Here is a 20,426-nt window from a genome sequence, read left to right as displayed (position 1 = left end):
TGATCGTGCGATTGATGCGTGGGAAGTTGTTTACCGTAAGGCTAAGAAGTTTTTAGGTAGGCTTGCTACTTCGCATGATAATGGGCGCCAAGTCCGTAGCGAGCGCCGAGAAGCGATTGCGGCTGTTTCTCAAGTACTATTGCATTATCTTGAGCTTTCTACCTTGCGGATCGGTTTTTACGTTAGCCACAATAAATTTGTCCATCTTGATCTGGAATACATGGCTGAAAAGGCAGGGCTTAGTCTTAGCCGTTCCAAGCGCGCTATCACTGCATTAGCGGAAGCGGGCTATATTAAAATTACTCGCCAATATAAGAAAAAAGAGGACGGTACATTTGATGGAGAGCCATCTATCCGTGAAATTTCTGTTCAGTTTTTTATTGATCTTGGTCTGGATGTGCAGAAGCTATTTTTTGCACGAGACTGGAAGCGAAAGAAAGAGGAAAAAGCACAGGCCAAGAGTGGCCTCAAGAAACTAAAAGGCATCATACAGGCAGTCACGTCTTTTAGCGGCAATATCATCACACCGAACAGGCAAAAGCAGCCCCTAAGGTACGGAAGCTCCGGCCAGGTGCCACTTAAGCAGGGTGCAGCTATTGATCAAAACCTCATTAGCCAAGCGCTAGCGCTTCATCGGGCTGACTCCAGCCGTTCCCCTAGTGATTACCTCAAAGAACTACAGCGGCAAATAGAATAGCTTCCTGTCGTTTAAACACATGTTCTGCGGAAAAGAATCTCCAAAAATGCTCAAAGGGTAGAGCGGCCTTTTGCCTGAAATTTATTTTTGTGTTGAGTAGGCGACTGTTGTTTGTATTTTCTTGTTAAACTACCCCATTCCCACAGCCTTATGCACAGATTCTGTGGATAACTTTGCCCAAGTTGGTGAGGGTCTCAAAATAAGTGTGCTGTTGGTGGTGAAATAAGTGTTCCTTCTGAATACTAAAACTATACTATTAAAAACTAAAAGCTAAAGAGCCTAATCGGAGTCGCTTCGCGACGAGATTTTTATATTCTTCTTATGGAGTACTTTATTCTTCTCTTGAACAAACGCTCCTCCCTTAAAAGCAAAAGCGTCATCCAAAAGAGATATGCGGTTCTTTTAGAATTTATCTAAATCATCAAAGGTTTTGCCAGTTATATAGACTACAAAAATATCAAATTATTATTTAATGAAAATTAATTATTCAAATATACCGGTTTTAGATTAACAATGTCATCCATACTATGACCTGATAACGAGAGAATCGTTACAGCTTGTCCCGGATGTAATTCCCTGAACAGTTGTGCATCGATTACGCCTTCGCGTGATTCCGTGATGGTTTTTGTATGATTCTGGTTTCCAAGGCTATCTGAAACTTTTTTTACTCTCGCTCTTCCTACCAATCGTTCCATGAAATCCAGTGTTACTGGGTCTTCTGTCCGCAAGCAAAGTTTTTGCCGGAAGTTCTGCAAGAGGGCGTGGGCAAGGTCATGGCTGCCAAGGGCAGCGTAGAAGCTTGCTATTGATTGTGATGAAATAATACCAATGGTCTTGCTGCTTCTTGATTTGTCCCAAAAGTTTAAATCTGATAGGCCGTCACGGTTAGCACTCACAATCTCTTGGTATTCATCACACATAAAAAATACGGGGTTGTTTTTGTTTTGGGTCGGGTGCTGGTTCCTGTTTTGCATGAGGTTAAAGAAACGCAGCTTGATGAAAGTATAGGCGACTTTACCACCTAGTCCCCAGATGGAAAGGGGCATATCAACAAGGTAAACGCACCCATTTAAAATATCTTCCATTTTAGCGGGTTCGCTATGGCTAGAACAAAAAGCATCGAGAAGATCAGGATGATTGAATGGTGCTAAAGCCTGTGCAATGGTTGCATTGACCCCGCTTTTGATCTTGGCATCAAAATGCGAAAAGATGAGGTCATGATAGTTACAGTAGGTTTTTAACAACCGTGCTTTTTTTTCTGGGAGAATGGGGAGTAAGGCATCAATCTCGTTGTTGATAGTTTCTTGCGAATCTAGTTCAAACAAATATTGGTGTAAGCTTTGCAAATCATAGCGCTTAGGCAGAAAGGAAAGCATTCCTAATGTATTGCGACAAAGTTCGCTCGCGGTGTCCACCCAGAATGAATCAACGTTGCCTTTGTTCCCCAACAGAAAAGCCGATTTTAAAAACGAAGCGGCTACTTCTGGTGTGAGTCCTTCAATTAAGTTCATTCGCCTATGATGTGGCCCTAATATCACGAGATTACGATTGGTTGCTGCTGCAAATTGACTGACGGCTTCTTTCACATCGCCTTTGATATCAAAGATAAGGCCACCGCAATGCTGGTCTAGGCATTGCAAGAGAAGGGGTTGCATGACGCAAGTGGTTTTCCCTGAACCAATACCACCTAATACCAAGACATTTTGACAAGCGTCTTCCAGCGTCAGTGCTACTTGTTGGTTGGCTGCCATTCCTGCTCGGTGCCAAAGTGTAGATAGCAACCCTGTTGATTTACCCAGCCATAAACTAAATCCGGTTGTTATTTGTGTTTTAATCACGATTTGCTTATCGTTTATTTCCTCAAACTTGTCTATTTCAACGAGTCCTTTTTCAATGATCTTCTTTTTTAGCCAGTCATAACGCTCGTCGAACTGTTCTAAAATTTTTTCACTGGGTTTTTTGCCAGTATCACGTTTTATTTTCCAAATGATAAAGCAAGGCCAATAGAGATAGAGACATACCAAACTGATAGATAGCGTGAGACCAAAAAAGAGACCAATCCATCCCAATATAAGACAGAAAAATATACATCCAAAAACAAAAGAGACAATAAAAATCAGGATGCTAAAAAATATATTTTCAGCTTTAGGGTATCGTTGGTGTTTCACGACAGGAATATCACCTCTGATAATAGGAGATGATATCTCTCTACATTTTCTTAATTCGGAAAGCACTTCTTCCATGAGTAGAATTAATTATCTGGAAGTAGTTCAAGATCAAATAAAGAACGGTCTGAATTGCGTTTCAGATATTTATCCATTAATGACTTAATTTCATCCAATTTGTTTTCTTTGATGGCGTTATCAAGAAAATAAGAACCAATAAGGATTTTCTTTCGTGTATCAATTTTTCTCTCAGATGATTTAAGGCGTGCTTCTTTCTGTTGAATACGAGCATTTAACTTGTCACGTTGCTCTTTGAGTTTTTCCAGCGCTTGTTTAGATTGCTTGGACATCATTCAATTCCTTGTCATCTTTTATTTATGGCTAATGCGAATGATACACCGTTGAAATAGAAAATCCAGTGTAATGATATAGAATAATTGCGAGCGATAGCGAGCTCATTTGAAGCCCCACTGACGGTTGAAGTGCGCGCTTATACGTTGCTTCGCAACGTTCGCTTTGGTAGAGTGCATCTAATCATGAAAGATTTCGTAAAAATTTACTTTTAAAACGGAAGTTTAAAAACTAACATGGCGATCTATCATTTTAGCGGAACAGTCATATCACGATCACAAGGGCGAAGTGCCGTTGCTTGTGCTGCATATCGTTCTGCTGAAAAGTTGCATGATGAAAAATATGATAGAGAGCATGATTACACCCATAAACAAGACGTTTCTAGTACTGAAATACTCCTACCAGAAAATGCGCCAGCATGGATGGCTGATCGTGAAAAATTGTGGAATGCGGTTGAATCACACGAAAAACGGAAAGATGCACAGCTTGCAAGGGAATTTAATTTTGCATTGCCACGCGAACTCACCTTAGAACAAAACATTGCGCTTGCCAAAGATTTCGTTAAAGAAGCGTTTGTCAGGAAAGGTATGGTCGCTGATTTTTGTATTCATAATGACAAGCAGCATGATGGCCAATTTCATCCCCATGCGCATGTCATGTTGACGATGCGAGAAGTCACGCAAGATGGATTTGGACAAAAGGTGAGGGCATGGAACGATAAGGCGATGTTACTAAATTGGCGTGAGGAATGGGCAGAGGTCGCTAATAAACACCTTGCCTTGCATGGCCATGATTTGCGAATTGATCATCGTACATTGGGAGAACAGGGGATAGCTCTTGAGCCTCAACATAAAATCGGTGCAACGGTCGCGCGTGATAGGCTGGTCAGGATGGAAGACCACCAACGTATTGCACGTGAAAATGGCGATAAGCTTTTGGCAGACCCTTCCGTTGCATTAAATGCAATCACCCGTCAGCAATCCACGTTTACTCACCAAGACATTGCGCGGTTTGTGCATCGCCATACAGTGGATGCTGAACAATTCTCACTTGTATATGAAAAAGTAAAGTCACATGAATCCCTTGTCAGGTTAGGGATAGATGAAAAAGACCGAGAACGCTTTACTACTAATGAAATGTTATCGCTTGAAAGCAAGATGATGGAACGTGCCGTTAACCTATCGAAATCCGATTCTCATGTTGTCAGTGATACTCACCAAGAAAAAGCACTTTCTCAAAAATCGCTCACTGTAGAACAGAAAACCGCATTCGATCATTTGGTGGGTGGGGGAGATTTAAAATGCGTAGTGGGGTTTGCTGGTACGGGCAAAAGCTACTTGTTGGGCGCTGCAAAAGATGCGTGGGAGAAAGAAGGCTACGCGGTGCATGGGGTGACTCTATCAGGTATTGCAGCGGAAAACCTTGAGGGGAGCAGTGGCATTGATAGCAGGACGTTTGCTAGCCGTTGTTATTATTGGGACAAAGGTGAGCAGCTTTTGACGAAAAAGGACGTATTGGTTGTGGATGAAGCGGGGATGCTCTCCTCTCGCCAGATGGCTCGCTTGATGGAAGAGGCCTCTCGCGGCGGTGCAAAGGTGGTATTGGTGGGCGACCCGCAACAATTGCAGGCGATTGAAGCAGGGGCAGCATTTAGGGCGATAGCAGAACAAGTGCATTATGTGGAACTGACCGATATCAGGCGCCAGAGTGAAAAATGGCAGCAGGATGCGACCAAAGAATTGGCGACTGGTAAGACCACTGATGCGATCAATCGATATGACCAGCATTTCCATGTTCACGATTTTGAAACGAAGGCTGTGGCCAAAGTAGCACTCACCGAAGTATGGAATGATGCAAGGCTCAGTAATACTGATAAAACACAAATCATGTTGGCTTATAACCGTGATGATGTGCTGGAACTGAACCAAATAGCGCGTGGTTTACGTCACAAGCAGGGTGAGCTTGGCAAAGATGTACTGTTTCAGACTGAGCGTGGAGAGCGGGCATTTGCCGAGCGTGACCGTGTTTATTTCTTAAAGAACGACAAGTCACTCGGTGTGATGAACGGTACGTTGGGCACGATTGAGGCCATCAAGGACGGGGCGATCACCGTTCGTCTTGATGGAGATGGGCGAACCAATGTTGACCGCAGAGTAACTGTGACGATGGAGCGGTATAACCAGCTTGATTATGGCTATGCGGCGACCATCCATAAAGCACAAGGGGTGACGGTAGATAGGAGTTATGTGCTGGCCTCTAAATACCTGGATGCCCATTCTACCTATGTGGCCATGAGCCGCCATCGTGAGAGTGCCGATTTGTTTTATGGCCGTGATGTCTTTTTGAATAAGGATGATTTGGTTAAGACGTTAAGCCGCGAACGTACCAAAGATGTCACGCTTGATTATTTGAATAGCCGAGACCGGCGGCAGGAACCGGTTACTCGCGTTATGGATGAAATAAAGCCATTGACGCGGGATGAAGAGCGCTTGATGCGACAAGCCAAGCTCAAGGAGTTCACGGAAGCAACCAAGGCCAAGCGTGGCATTGATCTTGATAGGAGCGTTGATTCTTTATCAGGAACGAAGCAGCGTCCTGATTTGAGTGAATTTAAACGCCAGTTTGAGGCGAAGAATCCTGAGCGTGCCAGTGCATTGCGCAGTGAGGTCATGCCGGAACATGAGAAAAAAGCCTTGTCGCTGGTGAATGAATTTAAACGGCTGGAGGCAATTGTTGATAAAGGTGGGCGTACTAGCCGCATGGCGCAAGACCATCTTGAAAAATTGGCTGATAAAATTTCACGCCAAAAAGATGTCATGCAGTATGTGCGTGAGCACCATGCGCCAATGGAGAAACAAATCGATAAACAAGCAAGAGAGTTTCAGCGTGACCGTGGTTTGGAATTAGAACGATAAGGCAAATAAATATGACAAAAAACTCTCAGGTAGAACAAGAAGAATCGTTAACGCCAGAAGAGCATCTTGAGGCAATTTTATTTCAGTTTGTGAATTTATATGAGCGTTGGTCAGAAGACCGTCAGGTCACTGCCAAGCAAAGTGCTGATCTTGCTAAATTTATTAAAGAATTTGCGCAACAAGTTAATAAATTTGCAACTCTTGAAGAAAGAGTCAGGAATGATATTCATACCAGCATGCGCACCGAAGCTGAAAATATGGCCGTTTATCTCGGTCAAACAATAGGGGAAGCTGCGAGAAAGCAAATTGCGCCGACAGTTAAAAAACTAGAAGAGGCATCGGATGAAGCGAGAGATAATTTGGTTGGCTATTACCGTGAATTGTCACAGTATAAATGGGTTACAATCGGCGTAGCAGCATTGACCACCATTCTCACCAGTTTGCTGATTGTGAAACTTCTTATGCCAACCCCTGTCATGCCTTTGACAGCGCAGCAGCTTGACACGTATGAGTCTGGCGAAGCATTTCAATTAATATTGTCTAAGCTATCTACTCGACAAAAGCAGTGGCTTTTTGATGTTGCTAAAGGTAAGGCAAAGAATCATGAAAAACTGTCAGAGGATATGAAGAAGGATTATTCTACCCACGAGTGATATATGAAATAGGCAGAAGCGCAGCGGCTACTTCAGTTTAACTATCTTAGATGATTGGCCTTACCACTGTAAAAATAACACAGTCTTTATTTACTCTATGAAATTACTATGTACTGACTTAAACCATGCTTGCCCTAGTGTTTTTCAGAAATAAAACCAAATCAAGAAAAATTTATTAGAAAAACAATAACTTACCCCCCCCCCTATATCAAAAATATGAACTATACTTTATAGAGTGATTAATTTTTTATCAAAAAATAATAAAAAAACAAACAATGAGTTAAAAACAAAGGCGGTGATATGTGGCAAAAGAGCGAGTCTCTAGAAGTATTAAGAGGAGAGTAAACCTATTAGAAAAAGGGTTTTCACAAGTAGTACATAGTTTACTTGCGGTGTTGATTGGTACTTTGTTAGTTATTCCACAAATAGGTTTTGGAAATCCTCAAGGTGGTGTGGTGGCAGGAGGTGGTGCCACAATTTCAACTCCATCGGCAGGAACAATGCAGATTAATCAATCAACCAACAAGGCGATTATTAATTGGCAGTCTTATAATATTGCTTCTCAAGAGCACGTTCATTACCAACAACCCAATTCATCTTCTATTGCGCTCAATCGCATCAACCCTAATAGTGGCCCATCCCAAATTTTTGGCAAGCTAACCGCAAATGGACAAGTGTGGTTAGTGAATCCTGCCGGAATATGGTTTGGTCCATCCGCTTACGTTAACGTTGCGGGTTTACTTGCCACAACGGCCAGTATCAGTGATCAAGATTTTATGGCTGGCCGTTATTTTTTTAAGCAATCTCCTGATTGGAATGGCGCTGTTATCAATGACGGCATTATTAAAACAGCAGAAGCGGGTTTAGTTGCACTCGTTGGTTCAGGTGTTGTGAATAATGGCCATATCGAAGCGAACTTAGGCACTGTTATTTTGGCTGCAGGAAGTGAATTTACTATTAATTTCTCTGGTAATGATCTTATTAGTTTTACCGTGGATCGAGAAGTTCTAAAGCCGGCACGTGACCAAAATGGTAATCCTCTTTCTGATGGGGTGAAAAACACAGGGACCATTATTGCTAATGGCGGAAAAGTATTAATGACTGCGCGTACAGCAGGACAGGTTTTAGATAACGCCATTAATATGTCAGGTATAGCTCAAGCAAAATCAGTCGGTGTGAAAAATGGTGAAATTATTTTACTGGGCGAAGGTCAAGGCATTGTAAAAGTTTCAGGAAAAATCATTGCATCAGGTAAGAATTCTGGAGAAAAAGGCGGAAAAGTTAAAGTTCTCGGCAACAAAGTGGCTATGACAGATAAAGCCACTATTGATGTATCTGGTGATAGGGGTGGTGGTGAAGTATTAATTGGTGGCGATTATCAAGGTAAGAATTTAGCAATAAAGAATGCAGAGCGTACCTTTGTTGGTAGCGACAGTAGTATTTATGCGGATGCATTGACTAACGGCGATGGTGGTAAGGTGGTTGTATGGGCGGATAATGATACTAGATTTTATGGCAATATTTATGCACGTGGCGGTGCTTTAAGTGGCGATGGTGGATTTGTTGAAGTATCAGGTAAAGAAAGTCTTGATTTTGATGGTCGTGTATATACGACAGCACCCAATGGCAATATTGGCACCCTTTTACTCGATCCAAAATTTTTAATTGTACAAACATCTGGCGGTAGCGCTTATAGTGCTGGGTCGAATAATCTATTCGCAAATAATCCCAGTGGAACAAATACGATTACCCCTGCAAGTATCCAATTATCCGGAACCGCTGTTACTTTACAGGCAAATACGGATGTCATTTTTAATGACCCTATCGTCAGTATGGCTAATGCATTAACAGTAAATGCAGGCCGCAGCATTCTCATTAACGCTAGTATTTCCACTACTAATGATGCCATTACGATGATTGCGAATGATAGTAATGCTAACTCAACATTTAGAGATGCTGGTGCAGGTAATATCACCATGGCTCTGGGGACTGTTTTAAATCCAGCGGGAAATGTCCCTATCTCCTTAACAATTGGTTCACAAACTGGCGTATTTACACCAGGCAGTATCACGCTTTATGAAATAACAAGAGGAAGCACACTTAATATTACCTCACCTAATGGGATTATTTTTAATGGGCCTATTGGTACCACGCTATTAACTGGCAATACGACCATTAATGCAAATACTTCTGGCGGGTCAAGCGGCGTAACGTTTAATGCTGGCAGTTCTATTTCTGCCAATAACAGAACGATTACAATTAATGTTAATGCAGCAAGCGGCGGTACCGGTGGTGTATCTTTTGATACGAGCTCAGGAACCATTCTATCATCCGGCGGATCACTGATTACCATTGCAACCAATACAGGAGGCAATACAACCGGTGGGTCCATTACACAAACTGGGACCAATAGCAGCATTAGCTCAGGCGGAGGAGGAGTAACTTTATCTGTTCCTACCGCAAGTAATAGTAGCATTGGAACGAGTGGTGCCCCGATAAGGACGACTACGACAGGAACCTTAACGCTAACCGGTGGAACAGGCGGTGTCTTTGTTTCAAATACGGGTAATCTTCCTTTGGGCGCTTCGACATTTGCTGCTGGCAGTACGAATGTTATTACTTCTTCAGGCTTGTTAACCATTATCGGTAGTTCAACAACAAGTGGCGGTAATGTTACGTTACAAGGCGTTGGTATCACGCAAAATACAGGCACGACTTTTGATGCCGGCTCAGGAAATCTTACTTTAGATGCTGGGACTGGCACATTAACAATGACTGCAAACTCAGCACTGTTAACTTCCGGGCAAATTAATATAACAGCTGATAACATTGCAATAAATACAAGCGGCACGCCTTCACAGATTGGTGGAACGACCTACACCGCTACGCCAGCAACGCTTGCTAGTTCAATCACGCTTCAACCAACAACCGCAGGTAGAACGATTGGTCTGGCAGGAGGAGCAGGTAACTTTAATCTTTCACTTGCAGAACTTAATACTGCGCGTATTTTTGCAAACAATGTGCAAATTGGTAATAACACTTCTGGGTTAATGACCATCAATGCTTGGACACCAGTTTCAACTTTTGCTAGTAATGGCGTGCTTTCATTGATAACAGGTGGTGCGATAACACAGGCGGGTGCGCTTACTCTTACAACCAATGGTTCAAGCCTTGTCGCTAATGCGGGTGGCTTAATCTCCTCAAATGCCAATATTACGACGTCAAATAAATCAGTGTCTTTAACAGGTGTTGGGTTTACTAAAGCAGCTAGTACCAATATCAGCACAGGCACAGGAAACATTGCCATCAATGCAGGAACTGGAACACTAACACTTAATGCGAGCTCGTTATTGCTATCAGGCAATGCGGGTGGAACCGCTGGAACCATTAATTTAACCGCTGATAACGTAGCATTTAATGCCACATCACAAGTGGGTGGTACTGGTGCTGGCACAGGCAGTGCGCAATCAGTCATTGTACAACCTAATACGGCGGGAAGAACAATTGGTGTTGCAGGTGGTGCGGGTAGTTTGGCGCTTTCAAGTGCCGCACTCGATAGAATTCGTGCGACGAATGTACGAATTGGTAATAGCAACACGGGAACAATTACGATAGGCACAGCCAGCACCACTTGGACGCCAGCTGCCACGTTTGCAACAAGTTTACTTACTTTAGATTCGGCTGCCACCATTACACAAACTGCGTTGGCACCGATTAATTTAGGGTCAAGAAGTTTATTATTACGAGATTCTAATAACGTTTCACTTACTAATACGAGTAACATCTTTTCCAATTTAGCAGCAACATTAACGGGTTCTTTACAGCTGACTGCAAGCAGTACATTAACTGTTGCAAGTTTGACTGATGATATAAGCACAGTAAATGGCATTACAGCACCAGGTGGGGTTACACTGCGTTCAACCAGTAATGGTATCGTCTTGAATGCACCCGTGACCGCAAATGTAAGTGGGGATGCTATTGTTTTAGCCGCACAAACATTTACAAACAATGCGGGTTCCTCTGCTCTTAATCCAGGAGTTGGAAGATTTCTTGTTTGGTCTGGCAATCCTGCAAATGATAATCGTGGCGGTCTTGCTTACAATTTTAAACAATACAATGCGATTTTTGGTTCCAGTACCGTATTAGGAAGTGGTAATGGGTTTCTTTATATCATTGCGCCGGTGATTACTCCTTCACTCACGGGCACGGTTAGCAAAGTATATGATGGCACAACGACTGCTCCCGTCACCAATAGCAACTATAGTGCAACCGGTATTATTGATGGCGATACAGTCACCTTTAGCCAAACAACTGCAAATTACGATACCAAACATGTAGGCACCAATAAAAACGTCGCTGTTACTGGTATATCCGCAAATGCAACCAACGGTAGCGCTACCGTTTATGGATATCAATTAAGTAGCACAACAGCGAATGCAAATATTGGCGTCATTACCCCAGCATCATTGACCATCACAGCCAATGATCAAACGAAGACTTACGGTCAAACCTTCACCTTTAATGGGACTGAATTTACTTCAAGTGGTTTACAGAATGGTGAGACCGTAGGGAGTATTAGTTTAGCAAGTGCTGGTGCACCTGCAACGGCCCATGTATCTGGTAGTCCCTATGCCATCACAGCATCCAATGCAACAGGCGGTACCTTTACACCAAGTGATTACACCATCAGTTATGTCAACGGGCAATTAACCATTACCCCAGCATCATTGACCATCACAGCCAATGATCAAACGAAGACTTACGGTCAAACCTTCACCTTTAATGGGACTGAATTTACTTCAAGTGGTTTACAGAATGGTGAGACCGTAGGGAGTATTAGTTTAGCAAGTGCTGGTGCACCTGCAACGGCCCATGTATCTGGTAGTCCCTATGCCATCACAGCATCCAATGCAACAGGCGGTACCTTTACACCAAGTGATTACACCATCAGTTATGTCAACGGGCAATTAACCATTACCCCAGCATCATTGACCATCACAGCCAATGATCAAACGAAGACTTACGGTCAAACCTTCACCTTTAATGGGACTGAATTTACTTCAAGTGGTTTACAGAATGGTGAGACCGTAGGGAGTATTAGTTTAGCAAGTGCTGGTGCACCTGCAACGGCCCATGTATCTGGTAGTCCCTATGCCATCACAGCATCCAATGCAACAGGCGGTACCTTTACACCAAGTGATTACACCATCAGTTATGTCAACGGGCAATTAACCATTACCCCAGCATCATTGACCATCACAGCCAATGATCAAACGAAGACTTACGGTCAAACCTTCACCTTTAATGGGACTGAATTTACTTCAAGTGGTTTACAGAATGGTGAGACCGTAGGGAGTATTAGTTTAGCAAGTGCTGGTGCACCTGCAACGGCCCATGTATCTGGTAGTCCCTATGCCATCACAGCATCCAATGCAACAGGCGGTACCTTTACACCAAGTGATTACACCATCAGTTATGTCAACGGGCAATTAACCATTACCCCAGCATCATTGACCATCACAGCCAATGATCAAACGAAGACTTACGGTCAAACCTTCACCTTTAATGGGACTGAATTTACTTCAAGTGGTTTACAGAATGGTGAGACCGTAGGGAGTATTAGTTTAGCAAGTGCTGGTGCACCTGCAACGGCCCATGTATCTGGTAGTCCCTATGCCATCACAGCATCCAATGCAACAGGCGGTACCTTTACACCAAGTGATTACACCATCAGTTATGTCAACGGGCAATTAACCATTACCCCAGCATCATTGACCATCACAGCCAATGATCAAACGAAGACTTACGGTCAAACCTTCACCTTTAATGGGACTGAATTTACTTCAAGTGGTTTACAGAATGGTGAGACCGTAGGGAGTATTAGTTTAGCAAGTGCTGGTGCACCTGCAACGGCCCATGTATCTGGTAGTCCCTATGCCATCACAGCATCCAATGCAACAGGCGGTACCTTTACACCAAGTGATTACACCATCAGTTATGTCAACGGGCAATTAACCATTACCCCAGCATCATTGACCATCACAGCCAATGATCAAACGAAGACTTACGGTCAAACCTTCACCTTTAATGGGACTGAATTTACTTCAAGTGGTTTACAGAATGGTGAGACCGTAGGGAGTATTAGTTTAGCAAGTGCTGGTGCACCTGCAACGGCCCATGTATCTGGTAGTCCCTATGCCATCACAGCATCCAATGCAACAGGCGGTACCTTTACACCAAGTGATTACACCATCAGTTATGTCAACGGGCAATTAACCATTACCCCAGCATCATTGACCATCACAGCCAATGATCAAACGAAGACTTACGGTCAAACCTTCACCTTTAATGGGACTGAATTTACTTCAAGTGGTTTACAGAATGGTGAGACCGTAGGGAGTATTAGTTTAGCAAGTGCTGGTGCACCTGCAACGGCCCATGTATCTGGTAGTCCCTATGCCATCACAGCATCCAATGCAACAGGCGGTACCTTTACACCAAGTGATTACACCATCAGTTATGTCAACGGGCAATTAACCATTACCCCAGCATCATTGACCATCACAGCCAATGATCAAACGAAGACTTACGGTCAAACCTTCACCTTTAATGGGACTGAATTTACTTCAAGTGGTTTACAGAATGGTGAGACCGTAGGGAGTATTAGTTTAGCAAGTGCTGGTGCACCTGCAACGGCCCATGTATCTGGTAGTCCCTATGCCATCACAGCATCCAATGCAACAGGCGGTACCTTTACACCAAGTGATTACACCATCAGTTATGTCAACGGGCAATTAACCATTACCCCAGCATCATTGACCATCACAGCCAATGATCAAACGAAGACTTACGGTCAAACCTTCACCTTTAATGGGACTGAATTTACTTCAAGTGGTTTACAGAATGGTGAGACCGTAGGGAGTATTAGTTTAGCAAGTGCTGGTGCACCTGCAACGGCCCATGTATCTGGTAGTCCCTATGCCATCACAGCATCCAATGCAACAGGCGGTACCTTTACACCAAGTGATTACACCATCAGTTATGTCAACGGGCAATTAACCATTACCCCAGCATCATTGACCATCACAGCCAATGATCAAACGAAGACTTACGGTCAAACCTTCACCTTTAATGGGACTGAATTTACTTCAAGTGGTTTACAGAATGGTGAGACCGTAGGGAGTATTAGTTTAGCAAGTGCTGGTGCACCTGCAACGGCCCATGTATCTGGTAGTCCCTATGCCATCACAGCATCCAATGCAACAGGCGGTACCTTTACACCAAGTGATTACACCATCAGTTATGTCAACGGGCAATTAACCATTACCCCAGCATCATTGACCATCACAGCCAATGATCAAACGAAGACTTACGGTCAAACCTTCACCTTTAATGGGACTGAATTTACTTCAAGTGGTTTACAGAATGGTGAGACCGTAGGGAGTATTAGTTTAGCAAGTGCTGGTGCACCTGCAACGGCCCATGTATCTGGTAGTCCCTATGCCATCACAGCATCCAATGCAACAGGCGGTACCTTTACACCAAGTGATTACACCATCAGTTATGTCAACGGGCAATTAACCATTACCCCAGCATCATTGACCATCACAGCCAATGATCAAACGAAGACTTACGGTCAAACCTTCACCTTTAATGGGACTGAATTTACTTCAAGTGGTTTACAGAATGGTGAGACCGTAGGGAGTATTAGTTTAGCAAGTGCTGGTGCACCTGCAACGGCCCATGTATCTGGTAGTCCCTATGCCATCACAGCATCCAATGCAACAGGCGGTACCTTTACACCAAGTGATTACACCATCAGTTATGTCAACGGGCAATTAACCATTACCCCAGCATCATTGACCATCACAGCCAATGATCAAACGAAGACTTACGGTCAAACCTTCACCTTTAATGGGACTGAATTTACTTCAAGTGGTTTACAGAATGGTGAGACCGTAGGGAGTATTAGTTTAGCAAGTGCTGGTGCACCTGCAACGGCCCATGTATCTGGTAGTCCCTATGCCATCACAGCATCCAATGCAACAGGCGGTACCTTTACACCAAGTGATTACACCATCAGTTATGTCAACGGGCAATTAACCATTACCCCAGCATCATTGACCATCACAGCCAATGATCAAACGAAGACTTACGGTCAAACCTTCACCTTTAATGGGACTGAATTTACTTCAAGTGGTTTACAGAATGGTGAGACCGTAGGGAGTATTAGTTTAGCAAGTGCTGGTGCACCTGCAACGGCCCATGTATCTGGTAGTCCCTATGCCATCACAGCATCCAATGCAACAGGCGGTACCTTTACACCAAGTGATTACACCATCAGTTATGTCAACGGGCAATTAACCATTACCCCTAAATTGCTAACCTCATCCGGAATTATCGCAAATAATAAATTATTCGACGGTACTACAATTGCAACACTTAATTTCGCTTCAGCTATGCTTTCGGGAGTGCTCTTTGCAGATCAAGTCCAAATTAATCCTAATTTCTACAATGCAAACTTTGCGACTGCCAATGTAGGGAATAATATTCCAGTAGCTGTTGTTAACCTTGGATTATCTGGATCATCAGCAAGTAACTATAGCTTAGTGCAGCCAACAGGCCTCACAGCGGATATTTTATCACTACCTCCAATACCACCAAATCCGCCTATTCCACCTGTACCACCTATCGTTTCATCTGAACTTGCACCGTTTCAAATTGTATTTCCAATTGATTTTATGTCATTTGGTTTTGAATCAAATACTCAAAATAGAATGTTCTATGAGATGTTAGATTACTCAACGCCAAGTCTTTTCAATATAAAGCGCATATCTGATTCATGTGTAATGGTAAGTCCTGATATAACTATTTGTGACAACCTATTAATAAAAGGTTCTATAAGATGAGAGCGATTGAGTGCTAATTGCACCCTTGTTGGTCTGTAAGATCATTAAGTGAAAGGGATTTACCTATAACTGGGCTTATCCATTAGTTCGCTTTCCACTTAATAAGGCGACTTTTAGACATAATATGCATTAACATTTTCTATCATCGTTTTTAATAAATAAGCCCAATAATTTATTGTGTTACTCGCTACAACAGCGTTTAATATATGAATGAAATAATAGCGAATAAACTTCGCAAATTGCAACTAATTGCGAACTGAAATCAATAGCGAGTAATCACTATGGCATACCAATATGTACGAGAGCCGCTTAGGAGTGAGGAAGCCGATCAACTTTGTCAGACTTGTGAAACACTTCAAGAAAAACTCATTATCTGGACATTGTTGGACACTGGGCTTCGTGTGTCGGAATTATGCAGCCTGACGCCACAACATATTCTTTGGCAACAGAAGTCTTTGCGCATTAATGGGAAGGGTGGTCCACATGGTAAAAAATCTAAGAAGCGGATTGTTCCAATGTCTAAACGGGTTCAAACCCTGAACGATCCCCACAATTTTCATAAACCTGCCCTCCAGATAGCTGACGAACTCACTATATCGAGGGAATTTTTTAGCTCTACCTTACCAAATTGAGCCTCACCGCGTATGAGTGCCTGCCATCCAATAAAGATGTTTGACAATACATTTGAACGTTTTTCTGTATTTGTTTGAAATGAATAATGCAAATTTTGTTTTTTTGCAGCGATACCAAACAGCCACAGAACTAACGTAGCTAATGTAGCTATTAACAAAGCAATATTCAATCGAGCAACACGAAAGCTTCGACATTGGCGTAAGCTAAATCCATTGCGTGAATTTTTTAAATCACGAAATGCTTCTTCAATTTGCATTCGCTTCTTATATAACACCATTATATCAGTTGGCTTAACTTCTCTTGGAGATAACGACGTAGCAATTAACCAGGGTTCATTTTCCCTATTCTCATGCTTTTTACTAGAGGAACATTGAGCTTTTTTACCAGCTAAATTGCGCTTTACTCGATATTTTTTCTTTTGTTTTAATAAATAAAAATGACATAAAACAGGTCGAGATTTTGCTAGCTTTACTTTGCCTATATAAGATGCCTTATGGGTCGCTTTATCGTATAAAGTTTTTATTGGGAGCCACAAATGATTGTTCATCTCGCAATAATGAGTTTTATTTCTGACACGCCCAACAAAATCCCAACCTAAAGAAGTTACTGCCTGGAACCAAGTATTTTGAAATCCTGCATCTGTAATAATGATCGGTTTACAATTTTCAGGTAATAATTTCTTTAAACTCGCTAAAAATTCTCGATGTGTTTTTTCTTTCATATATTCTTGCAGTGGATATGCTTGATCAAACAGCGTTAATGTCCTACCGTTTATCGCTATGGCAGCACGTAAAAAATAGTATGCACCGCAGCGGGTTAGCCCTGACCAATCAACGATAATGACTGGTCTAAGGTTATTTTTTAATAGATGTTTACTTATCCCGTGATAAATTGCGTTTCTATTAGCATGTAACGCCTCGTTACCAAATAATCTGTCAATACGTTTTATATTATGCTTCACTTTGGCAGGGCAATTCAGCGATCTTCCCAAGCTTACAATGGCTAATTGCTTACTGCTTATTAATGTTTCAGCGGCTAAAAATAATGTTTTTCTGAGGCGTTTATCAATCGATTGACATGCATCATCTAATAAATCATGTAATAATTTGCTCGCGTGCATTAGATTTCCCTTTCTGTAAGTTTGGCGACGAATAGAAAATAGGAAATTTTAATGCACGTCAATTACAAATTATTTATAACCTTTTGTTTTTTTGTGAATTCAACCAGAAAATTGTGGGGATCGTTCAGGTTCAAACCCTTCTTGAACATTATTTTGCGATCAACAATCAATGGCCGATTGGTTCTAGGCAGGTACAAAAAATCGTTAAAGAAGTCGCTAATAGGGCGCGTTTAAGCCAGGTTGTTACGCCTCATATTCTTCGCCACACTTTTGCCACGCTCGCCCTGCAAAAAGGAATCTCGTTAGCAGCAGTACAGAAAATCTTAGGGCATGATCGGCTCACCACCACAGCCATCTATCTAAACTTAACCGATACGCACGTAGTAGAAGAGTATTCATCGAAGTGGTGAGAGTGCAAATAATTCTGCTCAAAATTCTGCTCAAATAGTGCTATTTAATTCTGCCGGTTACAGTTTAGCTCCTTATTTTAGGAGCTAGCTTATCAGGAGATTGCCGAAAAAGAGCAAAGTCGGCAAAGATTTTTAGCCAATCAAAATGGCTAAACCTTTTTTCGCAACCAGATTTAGTAATTTGAGAGAGGTTCCTCTAGGATGTTTTTCGCCTTGTTCCCATTGCTTAACAGTGGATGTGCTTGTATTTAAGCACTTTGCAAATACAGGCTGACTAACTTTTTCTCGTATTCGAATTCTTTTAATTTCTGTAGCGGATAATTCTTTCACTGGTGCCAAGCACAATGTGTCAAATTCGCGCATTGTGGTTGCATCAATGACATTTGCTTCATATAAGCCTTTTGCCATTTCATGAGCAACTTCAAGCATTGTTGGCTGTTTTACTTTTTTTGCAGTTTTCATAGTCATTTTACCTCAAACAACTCGCCTATTTTAATCAATGTTTCTAGCTTGCTATCTGTTATTTCTAAGTAATATGCGGCTAATTTTTTGTAAGCTTCTTCTTCCTTATCGCTAATATTAGCTTGATCATTTTTAGCATAACCGTACATAAACACAGATCGATTTTTCTCTTTGAATGCGAGGATTGTTCTATACCCTCCTCGCTTGCCTTGACCTTTTCTTGCGACTCGCTGTTTATAAAGGCCGTTACCTAAATTTGCATCAAAGAGACCGCGTTCTATCTCGTCAATAGCCTTTTTTAAGGCGCTATCACTAATTCCCTCTTTTTTTGCCCATTGACGGAACATGCGATATTTAAAAACTCTCATTTTAATCCCTTCATTAATAAGTATATCACTTAGTGATCTATTTTTCTAATGATTATATTTCACGAAAATTATTTCCTTATTTTATCATAACAATATGATAAAAATAGATTAATATTATTAATTATATTATATAATAATATATTATATAAATTTATATAATATATTATTCCTGCTCTTCCACCACAAGTGTGCCTTCTTTAATTAAATCGTCTAACCCACGTCTTAATAGGTAATTCACCAGGCTTTGCTTACTCCCAGAGCAATATTTATCCATATCTGCTTGGATGTCTTTTCTAATATAAATTAGGCTTGGTTTTCCGTAGCTTTCCATATTTGCTCTTCCAGCAATAATTAGCAGTAACTTTTCTTTTGAAGGACGTCGCCTTGCTTTTTTTGCGGTGGTTTCTTTATTCGCACCTTCAATAAATTCTTCTATTGTGGAAGGTTTTTTTTGGTCATTACTCATTTATGCAACTTCCTCTGGTACTACTGATACATTGAAAAAGTTAGTTATTTCGCCAGTAAACTTTTCGCTGAATATTTCCTCATATAAAGCGCTGAGCTCTATGCTGGCTTTTGGAACGTAACGTTTTGCTTGCCAAGCTGGCATTGATTTTATTCTGTCTAGTTCAAATTCCACGACAGACATATAATGAGAAGTAGCATATTGAAACGGAACGCGATGACTAATAATTGAATTGCATATCTTGAGGTTTTCATAGTCCTTGCTGAATTCTTGAGCTTCTGATAGAGAATAAATTTTAGAATGAGTGGGAGATTGGTTAAAAATAATGAATGCTTCTAAGTTATGATTGAAAGATTGGGCGGTACAGACAAGATCGTCCATTGTTGCAAGTGTATTAAGATCAAACTCACTTGGTTGTAATGGCGTATAAAGTCTGGTTACAGATGGTGATGCCATTGCTGCTCGAAGTTCAATAGAATCTTGGCCGCCAGCATCAATAACTATTACTTCATATCTATTGTTTAAATCTTCAATTTCCTTATGAAGATACTTCCCTCTGATTTGTACACAAGTAGGAGTTGGTTTTAATCCAGTTTCATTTCGATGACTTACAAATTTCGAAGATGAACCTTGTTTATCTGTATCCAGCAATAACACATCATGCCCCATTAAACAGGACATAATAGATAAGTTCGTTGCTATGGTACTTTTTCCTGTACCTCCTTTTTCACCGCCAATTAAAATTACTGACATAGATAATCCCTCTTAATTTAATATATTTTTCTTATAATATATTAAATTATATTAAACTATATAAATTTATTTATTTCATTCTGTAGGGTCAGAAACTGGCGCGGTGTAGTGCAGGTTTCTGACCCTACTTCTAGGAAAATTAAATGCGCATTTTATATTATATAATATTATAATATATATTATTATATAATAGTAATTTATATAATATAAAAATCAAATAGTTATGAATAGTAAAATTCTTGACTTTTTTTAAAAATGGAATCACTCTAAGAGTCAGTTTTATTTTCAAAGACACAGGAAATATAGGGAAGGGGATTTTGATGTTTCTTAAAACGAACATCCCCGAAACTACCCAGAGCTTAGCCGGCATGAGTGTAGATTTCAGGGATAGGATGTTCGATCGTTCAAGTGTAAACGATCGAACGAATCAAATACAAGCGATAGTATCAGGCAACCGCTGTGGTCATGTACCAGATGCTCCTCGATTTTTCTGTCCACCCAATCACCATAAGCGAAGACCAACA

At 41.5% G+C, this 20,426-nt stretch carries 12 protein-coding genes and 1 pseudogene; 6 read left to right on the top strand and 7 right to left on the bottom strand.

The window, feature by feature from the left end; genetic code table 11:
- Nucleotides 1–697, top strand: a pseudogene (locus AQUSIP_RS12410) (hypothetical protein); the annotation flags it as partial.
- A gap of 479 nt (nucleotides 698–1,176) precedes the next feature.
- Here the strand turns inward: AQUSIP_RS12410 and AQUSIP_RS12285 are convergent.
- Together AQUSIP_RS12285 and AQUSIP_RS12280 are read right to left on the bottom strand one after the other, a co-directional pair.
- Complete coding sequence (locus AQUSIP_RS12285; protein ID WP_170131887.1) at nucleotides 1,177–2,865, bottom strand: type IV secretory system conjugative DNA transfer family protein; 1,689 nt, start codon at nucleotides 2,863–2,865, stop codon at nucleotides 1,177–1,179.
- An 83-nt stretch (nucleotides 2,866–2,948) separates the two neighbouring features.
- On the bottom strand, nucleotides 2,949–3,215 hold the full coding sequence (locus AQUSIP_RS12280) for a mobilization protein (RefSeq protein WP_114835392.1): 267 nt from the start codon (nucleotides 3,213–3,215) through the stop codon (nucleotides 2,949–2,951).
- Nucleotides 3,216–3,449: 234 nt separating this feature from the next.
- On the opposite strand from AQUSIP_RS12280, the gene traA reads away from it, so the two are divergent.
- From traA to AQUSIP_RS12260, 4 genes are all read left to right on the top strand, one after another.
- On the top strand, nucleotides 3,450–6,128 hold the full coding sequence (traA, locus tag AQUSIP_RS12275; protein ID WP_114835393.1) for a Ti-type conjugative transfer relaxase TraA: 2,679 nt from the start codon (nucleotides 3,450–3,452) through the stop codon (nucleotides 6,126–6,128).
- Nucleotides 6,129–6,139: 11 nt separating this feature from the next.
- Nucleotides 6,140–6,781 (top strand): hypothetical protein, encoded by a 642-nt coding sequence (locus AQUSIP_RS12270; RefSeq protein WP_114835394.1) that lies wholly within the window; start codon nucleotides 6,140–6,142, stop codon nucleotides 6,779–6,781.
- Nucleotides 6,782–7,083: 302 nt separating this feature from the next.
- Entirely contained in the window at nucleotides 7,084–15,690 is an 8,607-nt protein-coding gene (locus tag AQUSIP_RS12265) for an MBG domain-containing protein (RefSeq protein WP_148326104.1), read from the top strand.
- Nucleotides 15,691–15,971: 281 nt separating this feature from the next.
- Nucleotides 15,972–16,322 (top strand): site-specific integrase, encoded by a 351-nt coding sequence (locus tag AQUSIP_RS12260; protein WP_114835383.1) that lies wholly within the window; start codon nucleotides 15,972–15,974, stop codon nucleotides 16,320–16,322.
- On the opposite strand, the gene AQUSIP_RS12255 is transcribed toward AQUSIP_RS12260, so the two are convergent.
- Nucleotides 16,247–17,443: an IS4 family transposase gene (locus tag AQUSIP_RS12255; protein WP_114835384.1), complete on the bottom strand. Its 1,197-nt coding sequence runs from the start codon at nucleotides 17,441–17,443 to the stop codon at nucleotides 16,247–16,249. The genes AQUSIP_RS12260 and AQUSIP_RS12255 overlap by 76 nt on opposite strands.
- A 113-nt stretch (nucleotides 17,444–17,556) precedes the next feature.
- Here AQUSIP_RS12255 and AQUSIP_RS12250 point away from each other — a divergent pair, with 113 nt between their 5' ends.
- Nucleotides 17,557–17,853 carry a tyrosine-type recombinase/integrase gene (locus tag AQUSIP_RS12250; RefSeq protein WP_232058711.1) on the top strand — a complete coding sequence of 99 codons (297 nt, stop codon included), beginning with the start codon at nucleotides 17,557–17,559 and terminating at the stop codon, nucleotides 17,851–17,853.
- Nucleotides 17,854–17,985: 132 nt separating this feature from the next.
- Here the strand turns inward: AQUSIP_RS12250 and AQUSIP_RS12245 are convergent, their stop codons facing one another.
- From AQUSIP_RS12245 to AQUSIP_RS12230, 4 genes are all read right to left on the bottom strand, one after another.
- Nucleotides 17,986–18,315: a helix-turn-helix domain-containing protein gene (locus tag AQUSIP_RS12245; protein ID WP_232058710.1), complete on the bottom strand. Its 330-nt coding sequence runs from the start codon at nucleotides 18,313–18,315 to the stop codon at nucleotides 17,986–17,988.
- A 2-nt stretch (nucleotides 18,316–18,317) separates the two neighbouring features.
- Complete coding sequence (locus tag AQUSIP_RS12240; RefSeq protein WP_114835387.1) at nucleotides 18,318–18,683, bottom strand: type II toxin-antitoxin system RelE/ParE family toxin; 366 nt, start codon at nucleotides 18,681–18,683, stop codon at nucleotides 18,318–18,320.
- Between the two features lie 163 nt (nucleotides 18,684–18,846).
- A complete protein-coding gene (locus tag AQUSIP_RS12235; RefSeq protein ID WP_114835388.1) occupies nucleotides 18,847–19,149 on the bottom strand; it encodes a hypothetical protein in 303 nt (100 codons plus the stop codon).
- A complete protein-coding gene (locus tag AQUSIP_RS12230) occupies nucleotides 19,150–19,902 on the bottom strand; it encodes a division plane positioning ATPase MipZ (protein ID WP_114835389.1) in 753 nt (250 codons plus the stop codon).
- Between the last annotated feature and the right edge of the window lie 524 nt (nucleotides 19,903–20,426).

It is taken from the genome of Aquicella lusitana (genome assembly GCF_902459475.1).
GTDB lineage: Bacteria > Pseudomonadota > Gammaproteobacteria > DSM-16500 > DSM-16500 > Aquicella > Aquicella lusitana.
The sequence above is the reverse complement of the archived record's forward strand: the minus strand, read 5'-3'. Positions and strand labels throughout refer to the sequence as shown.